Raw genomic sequence first — 21,587 nt, forward strand, 5'->3', positions numbered from 1 at the left:
TAATCATGACCAAACTCATCTACAGCGTACTGCTTTGCCATTTTATCGCTGCATTTGCTGCGTTAGGCATGCCGTTGTTCTTACCGACGGTGTTACCCACTTTGGGAGCCCACATAAATGCAGACTGGGCAGGTGTTTTGTTCATTCTCCCTACCTTCTGCACTGCTATGGCCGCTCGTTTTTGGGGGCAGTTTGCCGACCAATACGGCAGACGCCGTTCTCTACTGCGCGCTCAAGTTGGTCTCGCCGCGGGGTTTATGCTGTGTGGCTTAGCAACAACGCTACCCATGTTTGTGTTTGGTCTCATTATTCAAGGAACGTTTGGCGGAACAATGGCAGCGTCTAATAGCTACCTTTCAAGCCAAATAGAAGATGCGAAAGCGCTGAGTAAAACGCTCAATAAAACCCAACTATCTGCTCGTTTGGCTCTGATAGTGGCACCCATTGGGCTAGGATGGACGTTATCGGAATCCAACCCGCTGAATGCATACCTGTGGTTAGCCGTATTGCCACTTGTGGCATTTGCGATCACGCTTACCCTACCCGTCGATCAAACCGAAACACCTTCCCCCCAATCGGACGCTCTTGTAGACAAATCTGATGTTATGTCGGACTGCTCGTTACGTGCTCTATATTGGGTGTTTGGCGCTCAGTTTAGCTTTGCTTTCGCTATGGTAGTGACCTTCCCGTACTTCTCGCCTTATGTTGAGCAATACGGCAACGTGAATCCGGCATGGATCGGCGTCTTGTATGCGCTTCCGCATGGTGTTTATCTTGTGTTTGCAACCAAGATTCATGCACTTTCAGAGAAGATCAACCGCCACCAGCAGCAACGTACACTTTGGTTGGGGTTTGCCTTACTCTCCCTCAGTTGCCTCATGCACCTCGTTCAACATGAAGTCTTAGTGATCGTAGCTCGCATCGTGTTTGGCTGTGGCATGGTTTGCTGTTACCAAGGTTTACATCAAGCGCTTGCAACCCGACTTAATAGGCAACAATGCGGCAAAGTGTTTTCTCGCTTTGATGCAATGTCTAAATGGGGCGGAGTTGCCGCAGGTCTTAGCGCATCTTCTATTATCCGCTTCTATTCGCTCGACGTTCCTTTTCTCCTTTCTGCGTTGGTCAGTGCTTTGACTCTTATCGCACTGATCATCCATTCAAAATTTGGGCATCAACATGTTACAAACACCATTGTCTCCAAGTGAAACGCTTGCGAAAAGCCAAGCACAACTCAACAATAGAAAAGCTCAGCTCAACACCATAACGGGCGTCGTCAACTGCTATCTACGCGAATACGCGATCCCTAACAAGCAAGTTGAATGGCAGTACCGTTCAACATCTTTACCACAAACATTGAAGCGTAACTATTCACAACAACAGCGCGTGGGCATCCATCTTCCCCATCAAAACGGTGTTTTGTTGTTGCCTGCTGAGTACGTGAGTCAGCTTGGTAAAGTCAAACTGATTGATATGCCCTGGAGCAAAATGCCGGGCTCTGGATGGCATAAATTAGATGCAATCCAAACACTGACACTGTTACTGAACTATCTAAAACAAGTGTTAACGATTCCATTCAACAACGAGCTTGTGGCTCAAATGGAAAACAGCCTGCTGGTAACGGAGCAATTTCTAAACGCAAACGCAAGACCTCAACAGCACAATGCTTTTATCGCTTCAGAGCAGTCATTGCTTTGGGGGCACTCCTTCCACCCAACGCCAAAAAGCCGTTCCGGCGTGAGTATGGATGATCTATTAGCATGCTCACCAGAAGTGGGAGCCAGCGTCCCGCTATATTGGTTTGAAGTGGATAATACATTGCTCGATGTGCTTCGCTCGGATGAACGTCATACTCCTAAGTCGATGATTGAGCAATTGGCACCAGAAAAGCCGCACTCTGGAGACGCCACCCTCTACCCTTGCCATCCATGGGAGAGCTACACGATCTTGCAAAACCCATTAGTTCAACGAGCGATTGAACAAGGCAAAATGACGCCATTAGGGCTAGGCGGAGAAAAAATGCTGCCGACATCATCGGTGCGTACCATGTACCACCCTGAAACAGAATGGTTCGCCAAGTTCTCGATTAACGTCCGCTTGACCAATTGTGTCCGTAAAAACGCATGGTATGAACTCGATAGTGCGGTGCAACTGAGCTCGATTTTGCATCCGATAAAAGAAAGTGAGCAATTACAGAATCCGGTTTTCAAAGTGATGACAGAACCTTTTGCCACCACCATCAACTTGGAATCGATTGATTCCGAGCAAAAAGAAGATCTGACGAAAGCCCGAGAGTCGTTTGGTATCCTATATCGAGAAAACCTATCCTTGTGTGAAATTGATGTACTAGAACCAACGTTAGCGGGAGCACTATTTGCCTATGATCGCAATGGCGACAGCTGTATCGCTGCTCAATTAGAAACCAAAGCACAAGCATCAGAAACAACGTACCACGACATCGCGACTTTATGGTTTGAGCGCTACTTACACTGCTTAATTCCCGGCGTATTCAACTACTACTTTAAACATGGCGTCGCATTTGAGCCTCATTTGCAAAACACACTCATTGGGTTTGAAAAAGGCATGCCTTGCTGCGTGTGGATACGCGATCTAGAAGGCACCAAATTGCTTCCAGAATTCTGGTCACCGGAGTCATTGAACCAGCTTTCTGAACGCGCTCGCCAATCGGTTTATTACAGCCGGGAGCAAGGTTGGAATCGTATTGGTTACTGTACCTTCATCAACAACATCAGTGAAGCCATTTTCTTTATTGCGGAAGGAGACCAAACGCTTGAGAAAACGCTTTGGAACTCGGTTAAAAGCGCAATTGTTCGCTGGCAATCCGTCAATGGCAAACAACCTGAGCTTGAATCCTTAATAAACGGCGGCAGTTTCCCGAGCAAAAACAACTTTACTACACGCTTAATGCAAAGAGCGGATAAAGAATCCAACTACACCCAAGTTCCAGTGCCATGGGCGAATCACCAAGGAGCCATTCATGCTTAATTCTTCACAGCTTCCGTTGCACGTCCAACAAGAAGTTTTGCAATTGGCAGAGCAACACATGCAGCCACTATGTGCCTACCTTTATGACCTAAAGGCGCTGGAGCAACACATTAAACAGATGAAACACGTTCTACCCAAAAATGTAGAGCTGTTTTATGCCGCAAAAGCCAACCCATCAGAGCCAATCTTGAAAACACTCGCGCCTTATGTCGACGGTTTCGAAGCTGCATCCGGCGGAGAGCTTACTCATCTACACGAACAGCAACTCAATATGCCCTTGATCTTCGGTGGTCCGGGCAAAATGCCAAGCGAACTTGAGCAAGCGATTGAGCTCAACGTAGATGCTATTCATGTCGAGAGTCTCACTGAATTGCATCGAATTGGTGGATTAACAGAAAAGCTGAACCGTTCTGCCTCGATTTTTCTACGAATGAACATCGATATTGGCGATATCACTTTAAGCAAACTCGCCATGGGTGGGAAACCAACGCCTTTTGGATTGGATGAAAGCGAGTTAAGTAACGCCCTCACTCTGCTGCGTGATTTTCCAAACGTGCACCTAAAAGGTTTCCACTTCCATTTAATGTCTCATCAACTCGAGGTAGATCGTCACCTAGCATTAATGCAACGTTACTTCCAAGTCGTTAAAGCTTGGCAAACACAATTTGAGCTGGATGAAGTAATGATCAACCTTGGCGGGGGCATGGGCATTAACTACCAAAATAATGAGCAGCACTTCCCTTGGATTGAGTTTTGCGACAAGTTAGAGTTTTTGATCGCGAAAGAACAAGTTCAAGATTGGAAACTGCGATTTGAATGCGGACGTTACATCTCTGCACCATGCGGCTATTACGTTATGGAAGTGTTAGACATCAAGCAAAACTTGGGCGAGAACTTTGTCATTGCGCGTGGTGGTACACATCACTTCCGCACCCCTGCGGCACAAAGTCACGATCATCCATTTGCGATTTTAGCGAGTAATAAACCCAAAGTCATATCACAGCCGATTACGCACTCACACGCGACATTCGTCGGTCAACTTTGTACGCCAAAAGACGTTCTTGCTAGAAATCAAAACATCACTCACCTCGATATTGGAGATTATGTCGTGTTCACGCTTGCTGGCGCCTATGCTTGGAACATCTCTCATCAAAACTTTTTAATGCACGAACCTCCACTATTCCACTATTTCTAACACTCGCTATCCAATAGTTCCGCAGAATAAATGGTTCCACAGAATAAGCCCCTATCGCTAGGGGCTTTCATACCAATTTTTTATGGCACATTTCTCATCAAGTTCATGTCACAACTCGTATACACATACTGATTTGCATACTTTCTTGCGGCGATAAAACGCTCAGGCTTTCACAACCAAAGTTATGCGCATCAACATAATGACTTTGAGGCTCAAGGCAAAGGAAGTTGCTTTCACCCGAGGGCTTATAAACTTGCAGGTAACGGCAAGGGCTCGACACTAATACCGACACGCCATTTTTGTGCCTTAGCATCGCCCTAACTCCGCTATCACTCATCTGATATCCATTATTGATCCATAAATCGGGCACTGTTTTTTTGCTATTGAAGTTGTAATCTGAAGGTATATGCCTAACGAAACGCTCAGGAAGATTCTGCTTATCTTCAAACCAAAAACCTATCGCCCGGAACTCTACAAGTGTATCTTGCTGAACTGAGAAAAATGGATGGAAGCCAGCCCCGAAAGGAAAAGCATCATCCCCAAGGTTGGTCAGAACCATGGTAACAATAAGGGTGTCATCACACAGTTGATAAGACTGTTTGGCATGGTATTCACATACGCCGTCGATACTTGACGTTAACTCTAATTCCAAAAAGTCATCACCTGCGTTTTTGGTCAGTAATCCCCAATCAGAAATCCATCCATTTCCATGCAAGAAAAACATATCATCGATGGCACGACTAACCGGCAGCACGACTTTATGCCCACGCCAAACAAATTGATTTCCGCGAATACGATTCGCCATTGGCAGCATGGGAAACATACTTGAATCTCCGGCAAAGCCGTTGGAAGTATTGACTCTGGCTCTCAACACATCAAAGGTGAATCCGTTAATATACTGAAATGAATCAACGCACCCTCCAGTCTCATTCACGACCAACTTCAACTTGCCATTATTCAGAGTGTGAGTAGCCATCGATAAACCTTCACTTCATTATGATATGTTTGTTTATAACTACTTTATGCAGTTAGATATTCAACAACTGATAACAAAGTCACATAGATAACTAAACAGAATTTAGTTAGCGCCTTCTACATTAAATCATCCAAGAGCCATGTTCGAACAATGCCTAACAAACCATTTCAATCTGGCGCCCATAAGGGGTTGAATAATCAAAAAGTTCGACACTACAACTGTCGCCTTGTGATGGCATTGCTGTATAAAAGCAAAGGCATGACCAAATCAGAGTTAGCTCGTGAAACGCAACTTAGCATTCCTGCTATTAGTAAGATTGTTGATGCTTTAGTTGAGCAAGGTCGAGTAGAAAACTTCAGTGTATCCAAAGCAACAAAGGGTAACTTTGGCGGCTTGTACAAAGTATCAAGTGATCGCCCTTACACCGTGTGCATGAGTGTTTCTCCTACCCGTATCCAAGCGGTAATGGTCGATAATGAAATGACGCCCTCTTCGGACTTTATTGATCAAGCTATTACCCCACAAACACCTGACGAACTAATTGAGGATATCGTGACGGCTATTGTTGCTTGCCGTCAGTCCAAGCCAAATACCAGTTATCGACTCTCTATTGCCGTACACGGGCAAGTGGATACTCATGTAGGATCTTCCATGCGAATGCCGCAAGCTCCTTGGACACAACCTATCGAGCTAAAATATCTTCTTGAGCAACGCTTGCTCGTTGAGGTCCTAGTCGACAATGATTGCGTCATGCTAGCCTTAGCTGAAAAGTGGTTAGACGGGCATCACGGTGAAGATTTTTGCGTACTCAACGTTGATTACGGTATCGGTTCTTCTTTCTTGATCCACAATGACATATACCGAGGAAAGATGTTTGGCAGTGGGCAGATTGGTCACATTAAAGTCGCGAATAACGGCATCATTTGTGGCTGTGGTCGAGAAGGTTGCTTAGAGACGGAAGCCAGTTCCACAGCGCTTTGTAAGCAATACCTTTCCCGTCAGGAAAACGCATCCAAGCTTGTGCATATCGATGACTTTGTATTCGATGATTTTGTTAAGCTGTATCAAAACGACGACCCAATTGCACAGGGAGTTGCAATGCACGCAGCCACAATTCTTGGACAATCTCTCTATAACTTTCTTATCACACTCAACATCAACAAAATCATCTTGTATGGAAACACTTGTGCTCTAGGTGAATGTTGGTTAAAGACAATCACACAACAAACACTCATTAATCCATTCGAAGACGAGAATGCTCGTAAACAAGATCTCACCGTAGTCTCGTTCGGGCATTTAACGCAAATTGAGCGAATAGTCGGGATGAGCTACCTATGGGTTGAGCAAGAGTTAGATAACCTCTATACGTAACTCCCAATTTAAGCGCAAAGAAGGTCACCTTAATAGCGACCTTCTTGAAGCTTACTCTGTTATTTTCACTCAATAGAGAGCACTGAGTGAGTTATGCGTTCACCTCTTTACCTACCGCAGCTTCACGAGTAACAAGGATTTTTTCCAGTTCTTCCAAAGAGCGCCCTTTCGTTTCTGGAACGCGTTTGTAAATGAACACAAAACCACAGGCACAGATAACACCGTAAAGTAGGAAGGAACCTGAAGCACCTAACCCCGCATTAAGCAGTGGGAACGTATAAGTGAGTGCGAAACACGCGACCCAAAGTGCCAACGTGCTGACCGACATCGCGGTGCCACGAACCTTATTCGGGAACATTTCAGAAAGAAGAACCCAAGTCACTGGTGCCAACGTCAAAGCGTAGATAGAAATCGCGATAAGGACGAGCATCAATACCGGCAAACCAAGCATTCCATAGGCATATGCGGCTGACATCAAACCATAAATCACCGTCAAGCCAGCCGACCCGATAATCATCAACTTACGTCGACCAATTTTATCAACAAAAGGAATCGCCAAAATGGTGAACACGAGATTGATCAATCCTGTTGCAACGATCGACTTCAAGGTATCGTTGATATCAAAGCCTGCAGAGGCAAAGATTTCCTGTGCATAGTTAAAGATGACGTTGATACCACACCACTGCTGGAAAGCAGCAAGAACAACACCGATCACCAAAATTGGCTTCACATCTGGCTTAAACAACGCACTAAACGGAAGTGAACGAGTTTCTGCAGACAAGGTACTTTCGATCTCTTGCACAGTGCGAGACGCATAACTTTCGCTACCAATACGCAGTAATGTAGCTTTCGCTTTGTCTACCATGCCCATTTTTACTAACCAACGTGGAGATTCAGGCACAACAAACATGAGCAGTAAAAACGCAAATGCAGGCACAAGTTCGGCGCCAAACATGTAACGCCAACCCATTTGACCATTCCATGATTGCAAAATATCCGCTTGCGCTGCATTGGAAGCAACAGGCTCCGCAATCAATAAGTTAATGATTTGAGCAGCAAGCACACCAATAACGATGGTCAGTTGGTTTATCGCGACAAACTTTCCTCGTTTATCAGCAGGTGCAATTTCAGCAATGTACATCGGTGACAATGCTGACGCTAAGCCAATACCAACGCCACCTATAATTCGGAACACCACAAACGCATTAAAACTATCGGCAGCGGCCGTTCCCCATGCAGAAATAACAAATAACAGTGCCGCTAAAATTAACGGACGTTTACGCCCATATTTGTCAGACACGGTGCCGGCAATAAATGCCCCAACCATGCAGCCGATTAACGCTGAGCTCATTGCCCATCCAGACAATGACGCATTCGTAATGTTGAAATAAGCCTCATAGAATGGTTTGGCACCACCGATTACGACCCAATCATAACCAAATAATAATCCACCACAGGCGGCCACCAGACTGATGAGCCATATGTTTCTCATATTGAGTTGATCGCTTGTTTTACGCATAGTAAATCCTTGTAGAGGTACATATCTATTAAAGTTATTGTTTTAGAGTCACCCCAGGTGATAGGTCACCCGGAGTGACCTATCCATTAATTTTGACTGTTACAGCCAAACGCATAGCGATGTTGTGCGATTTCTTTTAATAGATTCGCTTTTGTATGAGCAGGCGCTTGTCCTAACAGTGCCTGCAATGTAAGTTCAAAATCTTCAAATCCATGACGTTCATCTGTCAAAGCTAAGCCAAATTGACCCATTGCTTTTACAAATAAACAGTGTTGCTGATGTTCTGTTGTTAAATTGCTATCAAAGACAATTAACGCTGGGAGTGATACAGCAAAAAAGTCGACCTCTACGGGCGCATTCCATTCTGAGTCGGCCCAAGACACCATATCCTCAAACAGTGATACTGCTTGTGCGGTATCTCCCAATTGGTGCATTGCAGCCGCTTGATAGAACAAGTAATCAGCGGGTTGATCGTTATAGTAACGGCTTTGGTTAATCTCTTGTTTACCTTGAGTTGCAAGAGCAAAGTGCTGATTGGCACACTCTCTTTCGCCTAACTCTTGGTAGCAACGCCCTAAGAAATAGTGGATATCATTGTCAGTTTGGCCAACGAGGCGACCTTCACCCAAATTTGTTGGATAAGTCAGAGCGTCATTCAATAACTCAAGCGCGTTATTGAAGCTCCCTTGTTGCATAAACTGCAATGCGTATCTCAGCTTATTGACGATGAACTGCCCTGTCACCTTACCTTCTCCCCCTTCCCAAGGGTGGAACTGCCTTGTAGATAAGCATGTCTGTGCAAGTTCGAGCTCACCACAGATGTTATACAAATTAAGCAGCTCTGCAGTTAAGTCATCTCGCTGATTGACCACTTCTAGATTTGCCCTCAAGAAAGCAAGTCGTTCTAATGGCGTATCACCCGCCGCTTTTTTCAAGTAATCCAGTTCATAGAGAACTCGGGCATCGCTCGGAAACAATTCGAATGCTAACCCCATCAAAGAAATCGCTTTATCCAGCTCTCGACGCTTGTTATAGGCATGGACAGATAGATTTCGAAGTACGGGCGCATAGTGTGAGTTGAGCCTTAGTACTGTTTCCCAATGATATACCGCTCTTGAATAGCTTCGTTTCGCATAGAAGAAGCAACCCAGTAGATATTGGGTAAAGTAATGCCCTGAAAAAGCACTTAAAACTTCAACTTCGGCTAAGGTATTCGGAAATAAAACATTGTCGTTAAATCGATCGGCAGCGACATCTAATAAGGCTTCCGCCTGTTCGGGTTCATCGACTAAATACGCTTTATAAATCAAACTCATTGAACCTGTGCTCTCGTTCAGAGCTAAGACCGCTTTAGCGCGTTCTTTTGCATCAATCGAAAGATAAAAGTTAACAAGATGAATCGTGTTAGCTTCTCTTTGATTCATGAGTTGCTTAAACGCCGATAAGTCAATATCAGAGCGAGTTAACTGATACTTTTCGAATGAAATACCATAACCAAGAGGCTGCATCTCACTTTGTTCATCAATAAAACGAAGAGCCTCTGCGTGTCGGTTCAATGCACTAAGCAAAAACACCTTCAATGTTGCAGCTTGGTAGTGAGTACCATTCAGTTCCAGTGCTCTTTCCGCGTATTCTAATGCTTCATTTAAACGGTCTTGCTTTGTGGCAATGCGAGCAGCGGCGAAAAAGCCAGTATCACGACAATTACTACTCCACGTTGCTTTAAATACATCGCTAAAGGCAGAATCAAGACGCCCCAGTTTTTCATTTGCACAGCCACGAAGGTAGCTTGCTCTGCCGCATAAAGGGTTTTTGTTGAGCTTGTGAGCACGCTCCAAAGCGGCATCAGAATATTTAAGTGTGCCTTGGTAATCCGCGCAATCATAAGCAAGCGAAGCCATCGCGACGTTGGTTGCATAATGATTTGGGTCGCGTTTGAGGGCTTCTTGGTAGTAGTCCGCTGGATTACTCGTTGCATGGTGATATTGCTGTAAATGCTGTCCGATGAAATACAGTTCTTCTACGCTCGATACATCTTCAGGTTTTTCTGGTGCGGAGGCAGGATCGGGCGTTGGTTCATCTTTAGCGTCAATATGCTCTAGATAGGACAGGCATACTCTCCCCTCCTCATTCAAGATTGTGATGGTTAAGCGCGTGCTCTCAGCAAGCTCTATGCTTTCTTCAACCACATCACCTGGAGTCATTGTCAGTTGGTGTTTAGCGAGTACACTCGCTTTGTCCGAAATAACTACCTCGTAGTTGGCAATCTCAGAAATAGCGTAAACTGCCCATTCAACGAAACTCCCGCTTCGATCCAACTTAATCGCGACTTCCGTGTTCGCATTATGAACGTTGTCTAAATTGCTATATGGAAGGAAATGTTGAGTGAATTTTTTCTCTTCATGACTATCAATCCAAGTAAAATCCGGTTGGTTATCGGTGTAAACCCCAGTCATCAATTCGATGTAAGGTCCATTGCTGTCGGTCAACTGGCGATCCCAGGCTAATCCAAAATCACAGTTTCCCCATGTCCATTGCTTTTTGCCAGGAGAGACATGGTGATTAGCCACATGCAACAACCCTCCTTTCTCATCATGACTGTAAGCGCCAACAAAGTCATAAGCGGACTTATCTGCCATATAAGAAGTAGGAACAGGCAAATTCTTGTAGCGCGAGATGTCCGTACCCGGCGAATAGTCGACTTTGTAATATTCCCCAGTCGCTATTGGGAAATCCGAAACATCTCGTTTGCCATGGTCATATACCGCAGTGACATCTGGTGGGAAGATACTTTGATGATCATCACCACCTTTTACCGCTGGGTTAGACCACCATAGGAACTGTCGAGGAGTATCGTTGCCGTTATATACCTTGCCTGTTATCTCGACAAGCGCCTTGTTCGGATAAAGTTTGAAGCCAGCGGTTACTTGCAAACCGTACATATGTTCAACTTCACCAATCCAAACGGTAACGGCTCCATCTTCATGCTCTTCAATCTTAAAATCTGTAGGCATGAACGTTGTCGGACGATGATGTTGAGGCCAGTTAAACTCGATACCACCAGAAATCCAAGGACCAAGTAGTCCAACTAAAGCCGGCTTAACGACTTCGTTGTAGTAAATAAAATCACGCTTTTTCATCTTGTCGTACGCACGATGAATGCGCCCACCAAGCTCAGGCAATAGCATGATTTTTATATAATCATTTTCGATATATACCGCTTGATATGTCTGTTCTATTTGATGATCAGATATACTGTCGATCACGCCGTAAGGGTATACGGAGCCAGAAGAGCCTTGATAAACACGGTTTTCCAAAAATAACGGATTCGAGTCAACTTTGCCCGTCGGGTAAGTCGGTAAAACAATCTCTTCTACCCATGCTTTTGCATTCGTACTCATAATCTAAAACTACCTGTAAGTCGTTGTGATTGATTTACAGGCAGTATAAAAAGCGAACAGAAAAAAGGATGTATGAAGCAATCACGTGGTTAACTAAACGAAGTTTAGTAATAAATGTGACACTAAGACACTGGCTTTATAGAGCAACGTATATAGTATTTTTATTCATAGGTATTAAAAAAGCGCCTTTCGGCGCTTTCTATACATCTCTTACCCAAACGTCTTTAACGTCTTTTTTAAGAAGGTCAATCACACTTTGGTGAATAAACACTAAGCCAAAGTCTTCTTCTAGCTTAAATATTAATCGTTCTTCTAAGGGGATATTTTCTAATTTAGAGAAATCAAACTCTGTTGATTCAATGTCTAACCAGTTCAACTTACCGTATTGTTTTTCTTTGTCCGTCAATTTATAAGTTTGATGGATGTAAGACATACGATAATCTTCGTAAACTTTAATTTCATCATCAGGCGACTGGCTTGGAGAACAATCCCGCGAGCGTTTAACCACTCTACTCCGTGGACGACCAGTTCCTCCACTTTTGACGCAATATCACTGATGATAAATAGCTTTGGAGAAAAGGTCATTTCAAGTAGTAAATCAGGCTCAACTGGCCCTATTGACTTAGCGCTTTGTTGGAATGGGAAACTAGTAATGTCCTGCTTTGTTAGTACATGATATTGTTCTTTCATCTTAAGCCTCAAAACTTTGGAGCAAGGTCATCAGTGCTAATCTTAGCTTTTCTCAAAGAGTCAAATTCTGCCATAAAGTCAATCACATCAAACAATTCTTCACAAAAAAACATCGCCGTTTCAGCACCTTTTACTCGAAATGCTACTCTATTAGATAACGGAATTTGCTTTAACTTTTCTTCAGAAATAAATAATTCGTGGACTATCAGTTCACCGCTTCTTGGAGAGATTTCGATATCTGAACGCTCTTCATCTAGTACATCTATAATATTATTGATAGCTAAAATGTATCGATTCTGTACTTCTCCATCCTCCAACTTCAGCTGAGAAGGATAATATTCAATACCAAAAGGGTCGAAACTCATTAAGATTTCAGCAAATAGACGACTTACCGATAAATCACCACAATCAACTATCAGTCCAACGTTTTTTATACTTCCTCCTTCACTATCCGCCCACACAACAGGGTTTATCGATGAAGTTGGATGATAATGGTTTGTACTGTACAACGACTCTCTGTTATCTACAGAAGCAAAGTTAACACTTGAAGAGAAGTAGTTTTCGGAGATCAATGAAAAATACATATATACCCTACTTTATTTTTTCCAGCGACGACTACTATAGAAAAATGCTTTTACTTCTATAGTACTGGGAGCATTATTTTAGCTATTAAAATGGTTTATTTTCCTACCTTTAGACTCCATCTTGTAACAAATGAAAAAGCGCCTTTCGGCGCTTTCTATACATCTCTTACCCAAACGTCTTTAACGTCTTTTTTAAGAAGGTCAATCACACTCTGGTGAATAAACACTAAACCAAAGTCTTCTTCTAGCTTAAATATTAATCGTTCTTCTAAAGGAACATTGTCTAGTTTAGAAAAATCAAACTCTGTTGATTCAATGTCTAGCCAGTTTAACTTGCCGTATTGTTTTTCTTTGTCCGTCAATTTATAAGTTTGATGGATGTAAGGCATACGATAATCTTCGTAAACTTTAATTTGTTCATCTGTTGGTTGGCTTGGAGAACAATCGACACGAGCGTCTAGCCACTCTACTCCATGTACGACCAGTTTCTCTACTTTTGACGCAATATCACTGATGATAAATAGCTTTGGAGAAAAGGTCATTTCCAAAAGCAAATCTGGCTCTACTGGCACTATTGGCTTAGGGCTTTGCTGGAATGGGAAGTCAGTCAAAGATTGTTTAGATAAAACTATGTAGTTAGTCATTATTCTATTTACCTACTTACACTAGACTCGGGGCGTCTCTTCGGATGTATCAAATGAAAAGGCAACGATACTAGTACTTATTTTACCCTCCTCATCTAAACGGACAAGCGCTTCAAACAACTCGATTGAGAAGAACGTTTTTGTCATTCCGACAGGTTTAAAAACGTGCCTCTTGCTATCCGGAAGTTCCTTAATCTTTTCATCAGATAAGTAAAAACGGGTAGTTACGTCAGTCACTTTTATGCTTTTATCATAATCAACGACATCTACTAAGTTATCTACTGCTATTATGTAGCGCTCAGTTAACACTCCGTCTCCGGAACAGGTTAATTTTGCGGGATAAACTTCAACACCGTATGGGTCGAAACTCATAATTAGTTCAGCAATAGGCTTAGTGACATTAAAAGCACCACCTCTGATTAAATCTAATGCTTCAATTTCATAGATATCATCATCTTTCCACACAATCTCACTTATACAAGAAGTGGGAGTGAAATCATTATCATCATAGAAAGACGACCGACTATCAACGGCAGTAAATAATGATTCACCCTCGTTAAAGTCCTCATTTATGTATGCTATTTCCATCTTAAACCTATAATTTACTAGCAACCTTTAGATAATTGAACTTAAGGGCTTTCTTATAAAAAAGTCCACTCCATATTTCTTCTATCTCCGGCCAAGTCGTATTTTTGTGTGTTCTTTGCTGACAATCTGAGCTTCTACAACCATTTCCTTTTGGAGAAAAGTCATCTCCTGTATTGTGAAGCAATATCGTAAATTCACTTATCATGTCACAAATTCTTTCCGAAAGATCATTCAGTTCTTTTCGATATACAGGAGGTGGCATTTCACAGTGTAGCTTTTCCAACGTCTCTAGCAATTCTTGCTTTACAAACTTATGATAGGCTTTAGAAGGATATGCTTTAATCTTATTTTTGTCTCTGTTCAGCATACTAGCCCTCTTCATTGGATTCCCCCCATTTAACATCGAGGTAGGCTTTGAATTAGAGTACACTTGTTCATCACTCTTAAGATTCAGTTTACTTACTGTATTTCTACCCGTATGACCACTAGAATGCCAAGGCAAACGATACTTGCACGCAACCTTTTTAGCAGTACCTTTGTCACTGCTGGGAAGTATTACTATATTGTCTAAACTGTTCCAACTGTATTCTTTGTTTCGCATCTGTTCTGTTCGCTGAGTTGATAGCTTTTCGAACAAATTAAAGCTAATCAGATGATGTCCAGTAAGAGGACAATCACATTTTTCAGCTAATATATGATTGGCCTTTAATAATGCTTCACCAGAAACATGTCGAGAAAAACCGTTATTGCTCATACTCATTTTTTCCTTCCTGGAAGGACACATTTTTTCTTATGTCGTTTATCGGCAATTGCCCGCTTACACACTCTACAACGAACTGTTTTAGTCCCTTTCTCCTCATTTGCCTTCGCAGAGTTCTTTCCTGACTGAGCAGACTCACCGGTATTATGTTTTACTTTTGCTGGATACGTTTTCTCGCCCTTACCTAAGATGCGAGCAAAAAGATCATCAAACTCGCCCATCGCTTCTTTAAGCTTATCCGGTACCATCTTATCGATGATTTTTACCTCATCCGCTAGCTTCAAGAAATACGCACCAAGCTCATCTGCGCCCATTCTGTTTGCGTATGAAGCCAACTCAGTTGCCACTTCAATACAAGGTTTTAGAACATCGCTAACAATCTGGCTGGTTTGCTTGGCGTAATCCATCCAATCTAACGTACGCAAGAATTTTTCTGGATCGCCTTTACCCATGCCTCTTAAAACAGCTAACAAAGTATCTTTTGATGTTCCTTTACCGCCTTTTAGCGCAACTTTACACGTACCTTTTACTGCACTACCAAATGTAGGAACACAGCCGACAAGGGTAAGTGAAAGCGCTAACCAGTTTTCAGGCTTATCGCGCTCTTCTTCAGTCAACAAAGTCATAATGTTCGCAGATAAATCGCGCACGTCAGCGGCTTGGTCTACAACAGGAATCATTGTCAGCGCCGTATTGGCGATGATCTGCTCAACGGAAGCATCATCGTTGAAATCACCAAGAATCACGCCCCAAATCCAACTGGCGGCACCAGACATTCGCGTCCAAGCATTTTCCCAGAAGCCAACTTCACCTTTCTTTGTTTCTTCAATGATCAGTTGAGCGTTCGCACTTGGATTAAAGTTTGGATTGGTCTTCGTTGGGACATTCGGCATAAAGTCTCGGCTGTCCTCGCCGTACTCTATGGCAAACTCACCCGGAGCAACGCCACCGACCGAAGCCTTACCGTTGTTGTCTAGTGTTCCTTCAAATACGGCGCCAGATTGATCTGTGAGAGTGTAAGTTGCGCCTTGAACGGGTTCACCGTCTGAGTAAGAGAGGTACAAATCAACCGTATAGGTCCCTTCCTGATCTTCCGTAACAGAAACCGAGGGGTTTTGTGCGCCGCCAAGACACATGGTATTGGCTTTGTTCATGGTCATTTGGTCGGACAGGCGACATACGCCCTTACCTTCAAACTTGACTGTTGGTGAGGCTGAGATAAATTTTGCTTCGGCTTCTATAGTGCCGGATGCGACGCCTTTTTTATCACCGCCCGCATCACCGGTACTTTTTGAGAATGTACTGCCTTTGATCGCGACACTGTTGCCCCCATCCATAGAGATAGTCGTTGTGCCCCCAGCAAGGTCTGCTGATTTAGCATTGTTACCATAAGGGATAGGAACGATCGGCTTGCCGACCTTCGTTAAACAAACATCTGGGAGCGTTGCATTCGCTTCACCACCTGAGCCTTTATGAACTATCGAAAGTCCATTTGCACCAACTGTTACGCCCATAACCAATCCATTTGAATTTTGTTGATTGAATAATAAAAGAGATCGCATATTGCAATCTCTCTAAATACCTAGTGAATTTCACTAATAAGCTAGTAATACTCACGATAACGCTGAAAACTGGCAGAAGATCTCATTTTGAGTTCTCCTGTTTATCGATACACTTCAAGCAGTTGCTGGAATTTTAAATCGATGACGATGTAGGTCGCTGCATACATGATTGCGAAGGTAATCGCGCTGATACCTAAAATCAGCTTGGGTGAGACAACCCTTTTTAACGGCTTCTTAAGATACTTGGCCTTAAGGTTAACGAGAGAGACTTTCTCTTGCTCTGCCAAGCGTTCGTCTCGTACCAAGCGATAAATGGTATTGCCAATTTCAGCGAGCTTTTCGTTACCGCGTTCTTCACGACCGTATTTTCCCTGAAAACCGAGTTGAAGCAGTAAGTACAAAAATTCAATAACGTGACGGTATTTGCGTGGGTCGGCTTTTAAACGTTCGAGAATAACGAAAAACTTATCACCGCCAGATGTTTCATTGTGAAACTCGGATAGCAAACTGTTCTGGCTCCAATGACTGTTAGCGCCCCACTCTTGTCGGCAGACCGATTCATCAATCGCGGCACACAAACAGTAGCGGATGACCAAAATGGATGCGCGATCCAATTCCATTTCATTGAGCTTACGCTCGCCTTTTCTTATCTCACGAGCCACTTGCTCACGAAACGGCATTGGGTCATCAAGCCAAGGAATCGAAGACATGCAAGATAAACTGGCGATCAACCATGAGAACTGGTCGACCAAAGGGTTGATGCCCATGTTTTCGATGTTTAAGTCTTGTACCGCGATATTACGAGACAGGTCCGGCGCTGGCATCACCTCCATAGGTTTGCCAGGTTCTGGTTGGAATAAAACTACGGTAACGTCGGTTTCTGCGTAACTCATAGACGAACAGCCCATAGTTGCAATGATAAGTTAGCAAAGTCGCCGGCTACGTGAACCGCTATCGCAGCAGTGTTTTTCAGTGCCGCCCACTCTTCACCTGTCTTATCCAGTTCGAAATAGGTGTAGCCAGCGTGGTAAGGCAACGCACGAGGCACAACTGGCATTGGTTTTATCTCGATACCTGGCAGTTGCAGATTGATCAAGTCACGAATGTTGTCGATAGAACCGATCTTCGTTTGGCTAACAAACTGGGTGTGAAGAACATCCAAAGTAACATCTGCTTTAACCGCAAGGATAAAGGTCGTTGTGTCGATGATCTTACTGTCTGGAATCGCTGCAGTTCTAATACCGTAGTTTTGGTCTTTCAACGTCAGTGGGATTGCGCGTTGCTCTGACATCACACTCAATGTCATTTTTGCGCTATCAAGCGTACGCGATAGACAACTGGTTAAGTCGCCATGGTTGTACTTAGTGAACTCGACTGGCCGACGAGATGCAGAACACAAGGTTGAAAGCTCGCCTTCTGCTTGAAGAAGAATGCGATAAAACGACTCAGGGTGAATACCTTCTGCACTGGCGAAATGCCAAAACAATGGTTCATATCGGTTGAGAGCTTGAAGCAGCATAAAATCAGAAACTGAAGATACACCTTGCTGGTCAACAACACCTAAACGCTGAACGATAGACTCTGCGCGATGTTTCAACATAGAGGCAAACTCGGTGGCGAACTTGTTCAGTACAGTTGAAGCATGAATATCAATACAAGTCGGAATAAAGCTCTCATCTAAGATGACACTGCCATCTGGCTTCACTTCTGAGATCTTTAGAATTGGAATAGATGTGTACGCACTCTTGTCTTCATGGTCATACATCAAGCAAAAGTTAAGCTTACCGACTACGATGTTTGCCATGTCTTCCGAATCATAACAAGCGTCGACTGCTTCTTGCGATTCCATCGTATAACGAGCACCGTCTTTCTTAGTGCCGAATAGTTCAGAACGCTCAGAGGGTAATGGACAACAAAGATAAACCACTTTATCGGCAATTGAAGGATCGACATCTTTTACTTCTGGTAGTTCAGCGAGCAGCGGCAGGTCAAAAGGCGTTCGGTCTTGAAGAATGCCTTCAGCGCGGGTAATACCAATTTTGCCCAGCGCTAACAGCTGAGAGTTAATCTCTAAACGCTTAATTCCCCAATGCAACGGCGATGCATTAGCGCTCAACATACTCGACAGTTTACTTTGCGAACGATCGAGTTGCTGAAAGTGCTGCGGCTTCATGAACATTCCATCTTGCCAAACAACTGGATTGTATAAAGACATGATTTTATTCCTTAAAAGTAAACTTGTTCAATGCCGCGAGTGTTGTCAGAAATTAACTCACTGCCTTCTAACTTAAGTTTGATGTAGTACTCACTCTTCTCTTCAATCACTTCAACTTTGCGCCAAGAAGAGCCATCAATATCGCGAAACGCTACCGAAAATCCGACAGCGCGAGTGGCAGGGTCAAGCTCCAAAAATTCATGGATTTTGTCACCCGGTTGCATTTGGTATTCGTAACGTTTGATGTATTCATCGCCTAACGACGCTTTGTCGTTTTCAAACAGTGCGAAGAAATCTAAGCTGCGAAATAGCACTGGTGATGTCAGTTCATGAACACGCAAAATAACTGGGGAGGATTGACCACCTTCACGAACATTAAGCACAGAAGATGCCTCAATCACTAATTCGACTGAGGACGTTTCGGGTGTAATTCCCGTTGATTCTTTAAATTGGTCCCACATGGAACAACCGGATAGCAAAGCACATCCGAGCAACATCGCAATACTACGCATGACTTCCCTTAATCGCTTTGGTGTAGTTTTTCTTGATCAGACCTTTCAATGACATCTCATTCATCTGGCGACGGTTATTGGCGTAAAACTCCACATATTCACCCCACAACTTTGATTTAGTGGTGAACATAGATTTACTTGCCACATCGCTTGCAAACGTGACAGGGTCATTCGTCTCTGACTGCTCGATCAGCAACTCATTGAGTGCCTTATTAAAAATAATTTGATGGTCGTTGAGCTCATCCAGCATTTGCTCTACCAATTCGTTAGGAGATAGAAGGTTCTGGCTGTTTAGCGTCAACATCAGTTCCGCAAGATTCGAATCCGCTTCACTTAATCCCTGTTCACCTTTAAGTGATTCCACCTCATGAAGGTCTTTTTGCAAATTGTCGATACACAGACGAAGACACGTTCCCATTTGCTTAAACAGCAAGGCTTCGTCGCTGATCAAATCTGGATTACTGATCCCTAAACCCTCGTAGAAGGCTTTACTAATGTCAGAGGAAGCGCCTTCTTTCTCTGGGTTCAACGATTCATTGCTAACAAAGCCCACTTTCGTTTCTGTAGTTTTCACTTCTTGTTGAGACGATTGTGTCGAAGGAATAAAGGCTTGTGTTACCTCTTCCCACTTGTGACCGGCAGGCTCTGATCTTTGTGGAGACGACTGAATTGAGGGATTAGCGCGTTGCTCGAATGGTTGCGAACCATACTGATGGATTTCAGGTCGCCCCCTCTCTGTTCGAGATGCAAGAAGTTCGGAGTTGGCAAAATCCTCTGGGATAACCGTGCGATTTTGAGCGGACACTATTTCTGGTCCAACTGATGCCTGGCTCGTCTCTGTACCTGCCATCCAATCTTCTGGAATCAAATTAGGGATATCGAATTCTGAGTGAATGCTAAAGCTATCATCAACAACTTGTCGTGTATTTCCGATTGGTTTGGAATGAGAAGCATCTGGCTTTTCGACGTCACGAATAAGATGGTCGTCGTCGCGTTGCATCGAAAACTTCAGGTGAGCGATCGGGTCATCACTGTCCACATCGTCTTGTTTTGTTTCCATGAACAAATCTTCCAATGCACCGACTTTTTCCTCTTCCTCGACCACAGCCTCGCCAAGATTAACAAGAGGGTCATTGGAAACACGCTCTGGAGCAATATCCGCAGCAATGTCTTGAGCAGCCGAAACATGCTCCAATGAAACACCAATCTCGTATTGACCAAGAGAAATCACATCACCGTCCACAATCGAAACCGGCTGGTTCTTGAGGATCTTGTTACCGTTGACCATAGTGCCATTTGTAGACACATCACTGATGTAAAAAGTGTCTCCGTATACGCTGACCAAGCAGTGTGTACCAGAAATAAAACGGTTGTGATCTGTCAAAGCGAGAGTACAGCTTGGCGCTCTACCAACTGAACCACCACCTTCTGGCATTTCAATATGCTTGGCACCCGTGTATTCCTCTGGACACTTTGAAATGAATAGGACTAGCTGATGTGTTTGCATTGCTAAACCTTAAAATAGTAAAGAGACAGAAAGCTCTACCCCACCAACTCCGTCATTGACTACCGGAAGAATGTAGGAAGCTTGAGGAATAATCTGAATATGTGCATCTGGGTTACTGCCCAGTTTGATTGCAGTGCCGAGAGTAACAACTGCACCAAGTTCGAATTGGTCGATGTCATCAATACTTTCGTAACGAAAGCCATCCGAGTCTACTTTCCAGCGATTCGAATACTGCGAGTAACCAAGAGAAAGCCCGGCGCCAACGTATGGAGTAAAGATACTCCAAGAGCTCAGAGCGTATTGAGGAACGACACGAAGCTCATAGTTTGTGACCTCTTGGTAAATCCCATTTGAAGGAGCGTCAACATCCTCTGTAAGGTAATTAAGACCAAGCCACCAGCGCCAGCGGTTGTTGTTTTCGTCGATCGGACGTGTGTGCACAAGACCATACCGCAACGTATCTACGTCTCCGCTAGAACCTTCGTCATAGTCAATGCTCTCAATCGTAAGCATACTGACCGAGCCACCATACCGCTCACCTTTCGCGACAGCAAAAGTAGAGAACAAACACATGGCTGAGATTAGCCCAACTTGACTTGGTTTTAGCATTTCATCCCTCTTGGAAAACCTAGTAATAATATTCAGGGACGAAAGATATCAAGTCTCTTTTCTTTTTCAATATGGTTAAAAATAGCCCCATTAAATAAGGCAAATTACCTATAAATAAAAGCAATATAACTACTGATATATTCATAAAATCGGCAAAGGTTATTTGTACAGATATTGTGGTCACAATCAAAACAACTAAATTAGCGCGCTCTTAATTAGAAAACCCACTATCATCTAGATTCAGAAATGTTAAACAAATGATTAGTTTTCGATATTGAGACACTTTCGAGACCGACATTGTCTTAATTTTAATAATTTGATCTTAATTCAAAAAAATAACTTTTCTCATAACTACGCTTAATATTAGGAAATCCATTAATTTCATTTTTTGTCTCAACAATTGGAATATACATCACTAAAGCTAATACCAAACAAATCAACATAACCGACT

General features: G+C 43.4%; 17 protein-coding genes and 1 pseudogene. 4 read left to right on the top strand and 14 right to left on the bottom strand.

The window, feature by feature from the left end; genetic code table 11:
- The first annotated feature begins 5 nt into the window (after window positions 1–5).
- Genes OH459_RS21355 through OH459_RS21365 form a run of 3 tightly spaced genes read left to right on the top strand, consistent with a single transcriptional unit; the run spans window position 6 to window position 4,198 of the window.
- Window positions 6–1,205 (top strand): MFS transporter, encoded by a 1,200-nt coding sequence (locus OH459_RS21355; protein ID WP_269988628.1) that lies wholly within the window; start codon window positions 6–8, stop codon window positions 1,203–1,205.
- The gene (locus tag OH459_RS21360; RefSeq protein WP_269988630.1) at window positions 1,177–3,003 is read left to right on the top strand and encodes an IucA/IucC family protein; all 1,827 of its coding nucleotides are present in this window, start codon (window positions 1,177–1,179) and stop codon (window positions 3,001–3,003) included. Before OH459_RS21355 ends, OH459_RS21360 begins: the two co-directional genes overlap by 29 nt.
- Window positions 2,996–4,198 carry a type III PLP-dependent enzyme gene (locus OH459_RS21365; protein WP_110415873.1) on the top strand — a complete coding sequence of 401 codons (1,203 nt, stop codon included), beginning with the start codon at window positions 2,996–2,998 and terminating at the stop codon, window positions 4,196–4,198. The genes OH459_RS21360 and OH459_RS21365 overlap by 8 nt, the downstream gene beginning before the upstream one ends.
- A gap of 103 nt (window positions 4,199–4,301) precedes the next feature.
- Here the strand turns inward: OH459_RS21365 and OH459_RS21370 are convergent, their stop codons facing one another.
- Complete coding sequence (locus OH459_RS21370) at window positions 4,302–5,174, bottom strand: aldose 1-epimerase (protein WP_269988633.1); 873 nt, start codon at window positions 5,172–5,174, stop codon at window positions 4,302–4,304.
- A 150-nt stretch (window positions 5,175–5,324) separates the two neighbouring features.
- On the opposite strand from OH459_RS21370, the gene OH459_RS21375 reads away from it, so the two are divergent.
- The gene (locus OH459_RS21375; RefSeq protein ID WP_269988635.1) at window positions 5,325–6,545 is read left to right on the top strand and encodes an ROK family transcriptional regulator; all 1,221 of its coding nucleotides are present in this window, start codon (window positions 5,325–5,327) and stop codon (window positions 6,543–6,545) included.
- Between the two features lie 91 nt (window positions 6,546–6,636).
- Here the strand turns inward: OH459_RS21375 and OH459_RS21380 are convergent, their stop codons facing one another.
- The 13 genes and pseudogenes from OH459_RS21380 to OH459_RS21440 all read right to left on the bottom strand — a co-directional run bounded on the left by OH459_RS21380 (window position 6,637) and on the right by OH459_RS21440 (window position 21,136).
- Window positions 6,637–8,064 carry a sugar porter family MFS transporter gene (locus OH459_RS21380; RefSeq protein ID WP_005449432.1) on the bottom strand — a complete coding sequence of 476 codons (1,428 nt, stop codon included), beginning with the start codon at window positions 8,062–8,064 and terminating at the stop codon, window positions 6,637–6,639.
- 86 nt (window positions 8,065–8,150) lie between these two features.
- The gene (locus OH459_RS21385) at window positions 8,151–11,465 is read right to left on the bottom strand and encodes a DUF5107 domain-containing protein (RefSeq protein WP_269988638.1); all 3,315 of its coding nucleotides are present in this window, start codon (window positions 11,463–11,465) and stop codon (window positions 8,151–8,153) included.
- Window positions 11,466–11,664: 199 nt separating this feature from the next.
- Window positions 11,665–12,155: pseudogene (locus OH459_RS21390) on the bottom strand (hypothetical protein).
- An 8-nt stretch (window positions 12,156–12,163) separates the two neighbouring features.
- The gene (locus tag OH459_RS21395) at window positions 12,164–12,739 is read right to left on the bottom strand and encodes an imm11 family protein (RefSeq protein ID WP_045487616.1); all 576 of its coding nucleotides are present in this window, start codon (window positions 12,737–12,739) and stop codon (window positions 12,164–12,166) included.
- A 155-nt stretch (window positions 12,740–12,894) separates the two neighbouring features.
- On the bottom strand, window positions 12,895–13,383 hold the full coding sequence (locus OH459_RS21400; protein ID WP_005449451.1) for a hypothetical protein: 489 nt from the start codon (window positions 13,381–13,383) through the stop codon (window positions 12,895–12,897).
- A 21-nt stretch (window positions 13,384–13,404) separates the two neighbouring features.
- Window positions 13,405–13,971, bottom strand: a complete 567-nt coding sequence (locus tag OH459_RS21405; protein ID WP_005449454.1) for an imm11 family protein — start codon at window positions 13,969–13,971, stop codon at window positions 13,405–13,407.
- A 7-nt stretch (window positions 13,972–13,978) separates the two neighbouring features.
- A complete protein-coding gene (locus OH459_RS21410) occupies window positions 13,979–14,725 on the bottom strand; it encodes an AHH domain-containing protein (protein ID WP_100224515.1) in 747 nt (248 codons plus the stop codon).
- 2 nt (window positions 14,726–14,727) lie between these two features.
- Window positions 14,728–16,245: a PAAR-like domain-containing protein gene (locus tag OH459_RS21415; protein WP_080993213.1), complete on the bottom strand. Its 1,518-nt coding sequence runs from the start codon at window positions 16,243–16,245 to the stop codon at window positions 14,728–14,730.
- Window positions 16,246–16,394: 149 nt separating this feature from the next.
- The gene (gene icmH / locus OH459_RS21420; RefSeq protein ID WP_025505396.1) at window positions 16,395–17,186 is read right to left on the bottom strand and encodes a type IVB secretion system protein IcmH/DotU; all 792 of its coding nucleotides are present in this window, start codon (window positions 17,184–17,186) and stop codon (window positions 16,395–16,397) included.
- Window positions 17,183–18,508 carry a type VI secretion system baseplate subunit TssK gene (tssK, locus tag OH459_RS21425; protein ID WP_005449459.1) on the bottom strand — a complete coding sequence of 442 codons (1,326 nt, stop codon included), beginning with the start codon at window positions 18,506–18,508 and terminating at the stop codon, window positions 17,183–17,185. Before tssK ends, icmH begins: the two co-directional genes overlap by 4 nt.
- 11 nt (window positions 18,509–18,519) lie before the next feature.
- Window positions 18,520–19,020, bottom strand: a complete 501-nt coding sequence (gene tssJ / locus OH459_RS21430) for a type VI secretion system lipoprotein TssJ (protein ID WP_005449460.1) — start codon at window positions 19,018–19,020, stop codon at window positions 18,520–18,522.
- Window positions 19,013–20,527, bottom strand: coding sequence for an FHA domain-containing protein (locus tag OH459_RS21435; RefSeq protein ID WP_269988646.1), 1,515 nt, complete (start codon window positions 20,525–20,527; stop codon window positions 19,013–19,015). The genes tssJ and OH459_RS21435 overlap by 8 nt, the downstream gene beginning before the upstream one ends.
- 9 nt (window positions 20,528–20,536) lie before the next feature.
- Complete coding sequence (locus OH459_RS21440; RefSeq protein WP_005449462.1) at window positions 20,537–21,136, bottom strand: hypothetical protein; 600 nt, start codon at window positions 21,134–21,136, stop codon at window positions 20,537–20,539.
- Window positions 21,137–21,587: the final 451 nt, after the last annotated feature.

It is taken from the genome of Vibrio sp. MM46 (assembly GCF_027587135.1).
GTDB lineage: Bacteria > Pseudomonadota > Gammaproteobacteria > Enterobacterales > Vibrionaceae > Vibrio > Vibrio harveyi.

Excerpts from the sequence above, each read along its gene's own strand:
- OH459_RS21355 (WP_269988628.1), top strand. The coding sequence starts at position 6 with ATGACCAAACTCATCTACAGCGTACTGCTTTGCCATTTTATCGCTGCA.
- OH459_RS21360 (WP_269988630.1), top strand. The coding sequence starts at position 1,177 with ATGTTACAAACACCATTGTCTCCAAGTGAAACGCTTGCGAAAAGCCAA.
- OH459_RS21365 (WP_110415873.1), top strand. The coding sequence starts at position 2,996 with ATGCTTAATTCTTCACAGCTTCCGTTGCACGTCCAACAAGAAGTTTTG.
- OH459_RS21370 (WP_269988633.1), bottom strand. The coding sequence starts at position 5,174 with ATGGCTACTCACACTCTGAATAATGGCAAGTTGAAGTTGGTCGTGAAT.
- OH459_RS21375 (WP_269988635.1), top strand. The coding sequence starts at position 5,325 with ATGCCTAACAAACCATTTCAATCTGGCGCCCATAAGGGGTTGAATAAT.
- OH459_RS21380 (WP_005449432.1), bottom strand. The coding sequence starts at position 8,064 with ATGCGTAAAACAAGCGATCAACTCAATATGAGAAACATATGGCTCATC.
- OH459_RS21385 (WP_269988638.1), bottom strand. The coding sequence starts at position 11,465 with ATGAGTACGAATGCAAAAGCATGGGTAGAAGAGATTGTTTTACCGACT.
- OH459_RS21395 (WP_045487616.1), bottom strand. The coding sequence starts at position 12,739 with ATGTATTTTTCATTGATCTCCGAAAACTACTTCTCTTCAAGTGTTAAC.
- OH459_RS21400 (WP_005449451.1), bottom strand. The coding sequence starts at position 13,383 with ATGACTAACTACATAGTTTTATCTAAACAATCTTTGACTGACTTCCCA.
- OH459_RS21405 (WP_005449454.1), bottom strand. The coding sequence starts at position 13,971 with ATGGAAATAGCATACATAAATGAGGACTTTAACGAGGGTGAATCATTA.
- OH459_RS21410 (WP_100224515.1), bottom strand. The coding sequence starts at position 14,725 with ATGAGCAATAACGGTTTTTCTCGACATGTTTCTGGTGAAGCATTATTA.
- OH459_RS21415 (WP_080993213.1), bottom strand. The coding sequence starts at position 16,245 with ATGGGCGTAACAGTTGGTGCAAATGGACTTTCGATAGTTCATAAAGGC.
- icmH (WP_025505396.1), bottom strand. The coding sequence starts at position 17,186 with ATGAGTTACGCAGAAACCGACGTTACCGTAGTTTTATTCCAACCAGAA.
- tssK (WP_005449459.1), bottom strand. The coding sequence starts at position 18,508 with ATGTCTTTATACAATCCAGTTGTTTGGCAAGATGGAATGTTCATGAAG.
- tssJ (WP_005449460.1), bottom strand. The coding sequence starts at position 19,020 with ATGCGTAGTATTGCGATGTTGCTCGGATGTGCTTTGCTATCCGGTTGT.
- OH459_RS21435 (WP_269988646.1), bottom strand. The coding sequence starts at position 20,527 with ATGCAAACACATCAGCTAGTCCTATTCATTTCAAAGTGTCCAGAGGAA.
- OH459_RS21440 (WP_005449462.1), bottom strand. The coding sequence starts at position 21,136 with ATGCTAAAACCAAGTCAAGTTGGGCTAATCTCAGCCATGTGTTTGTTC.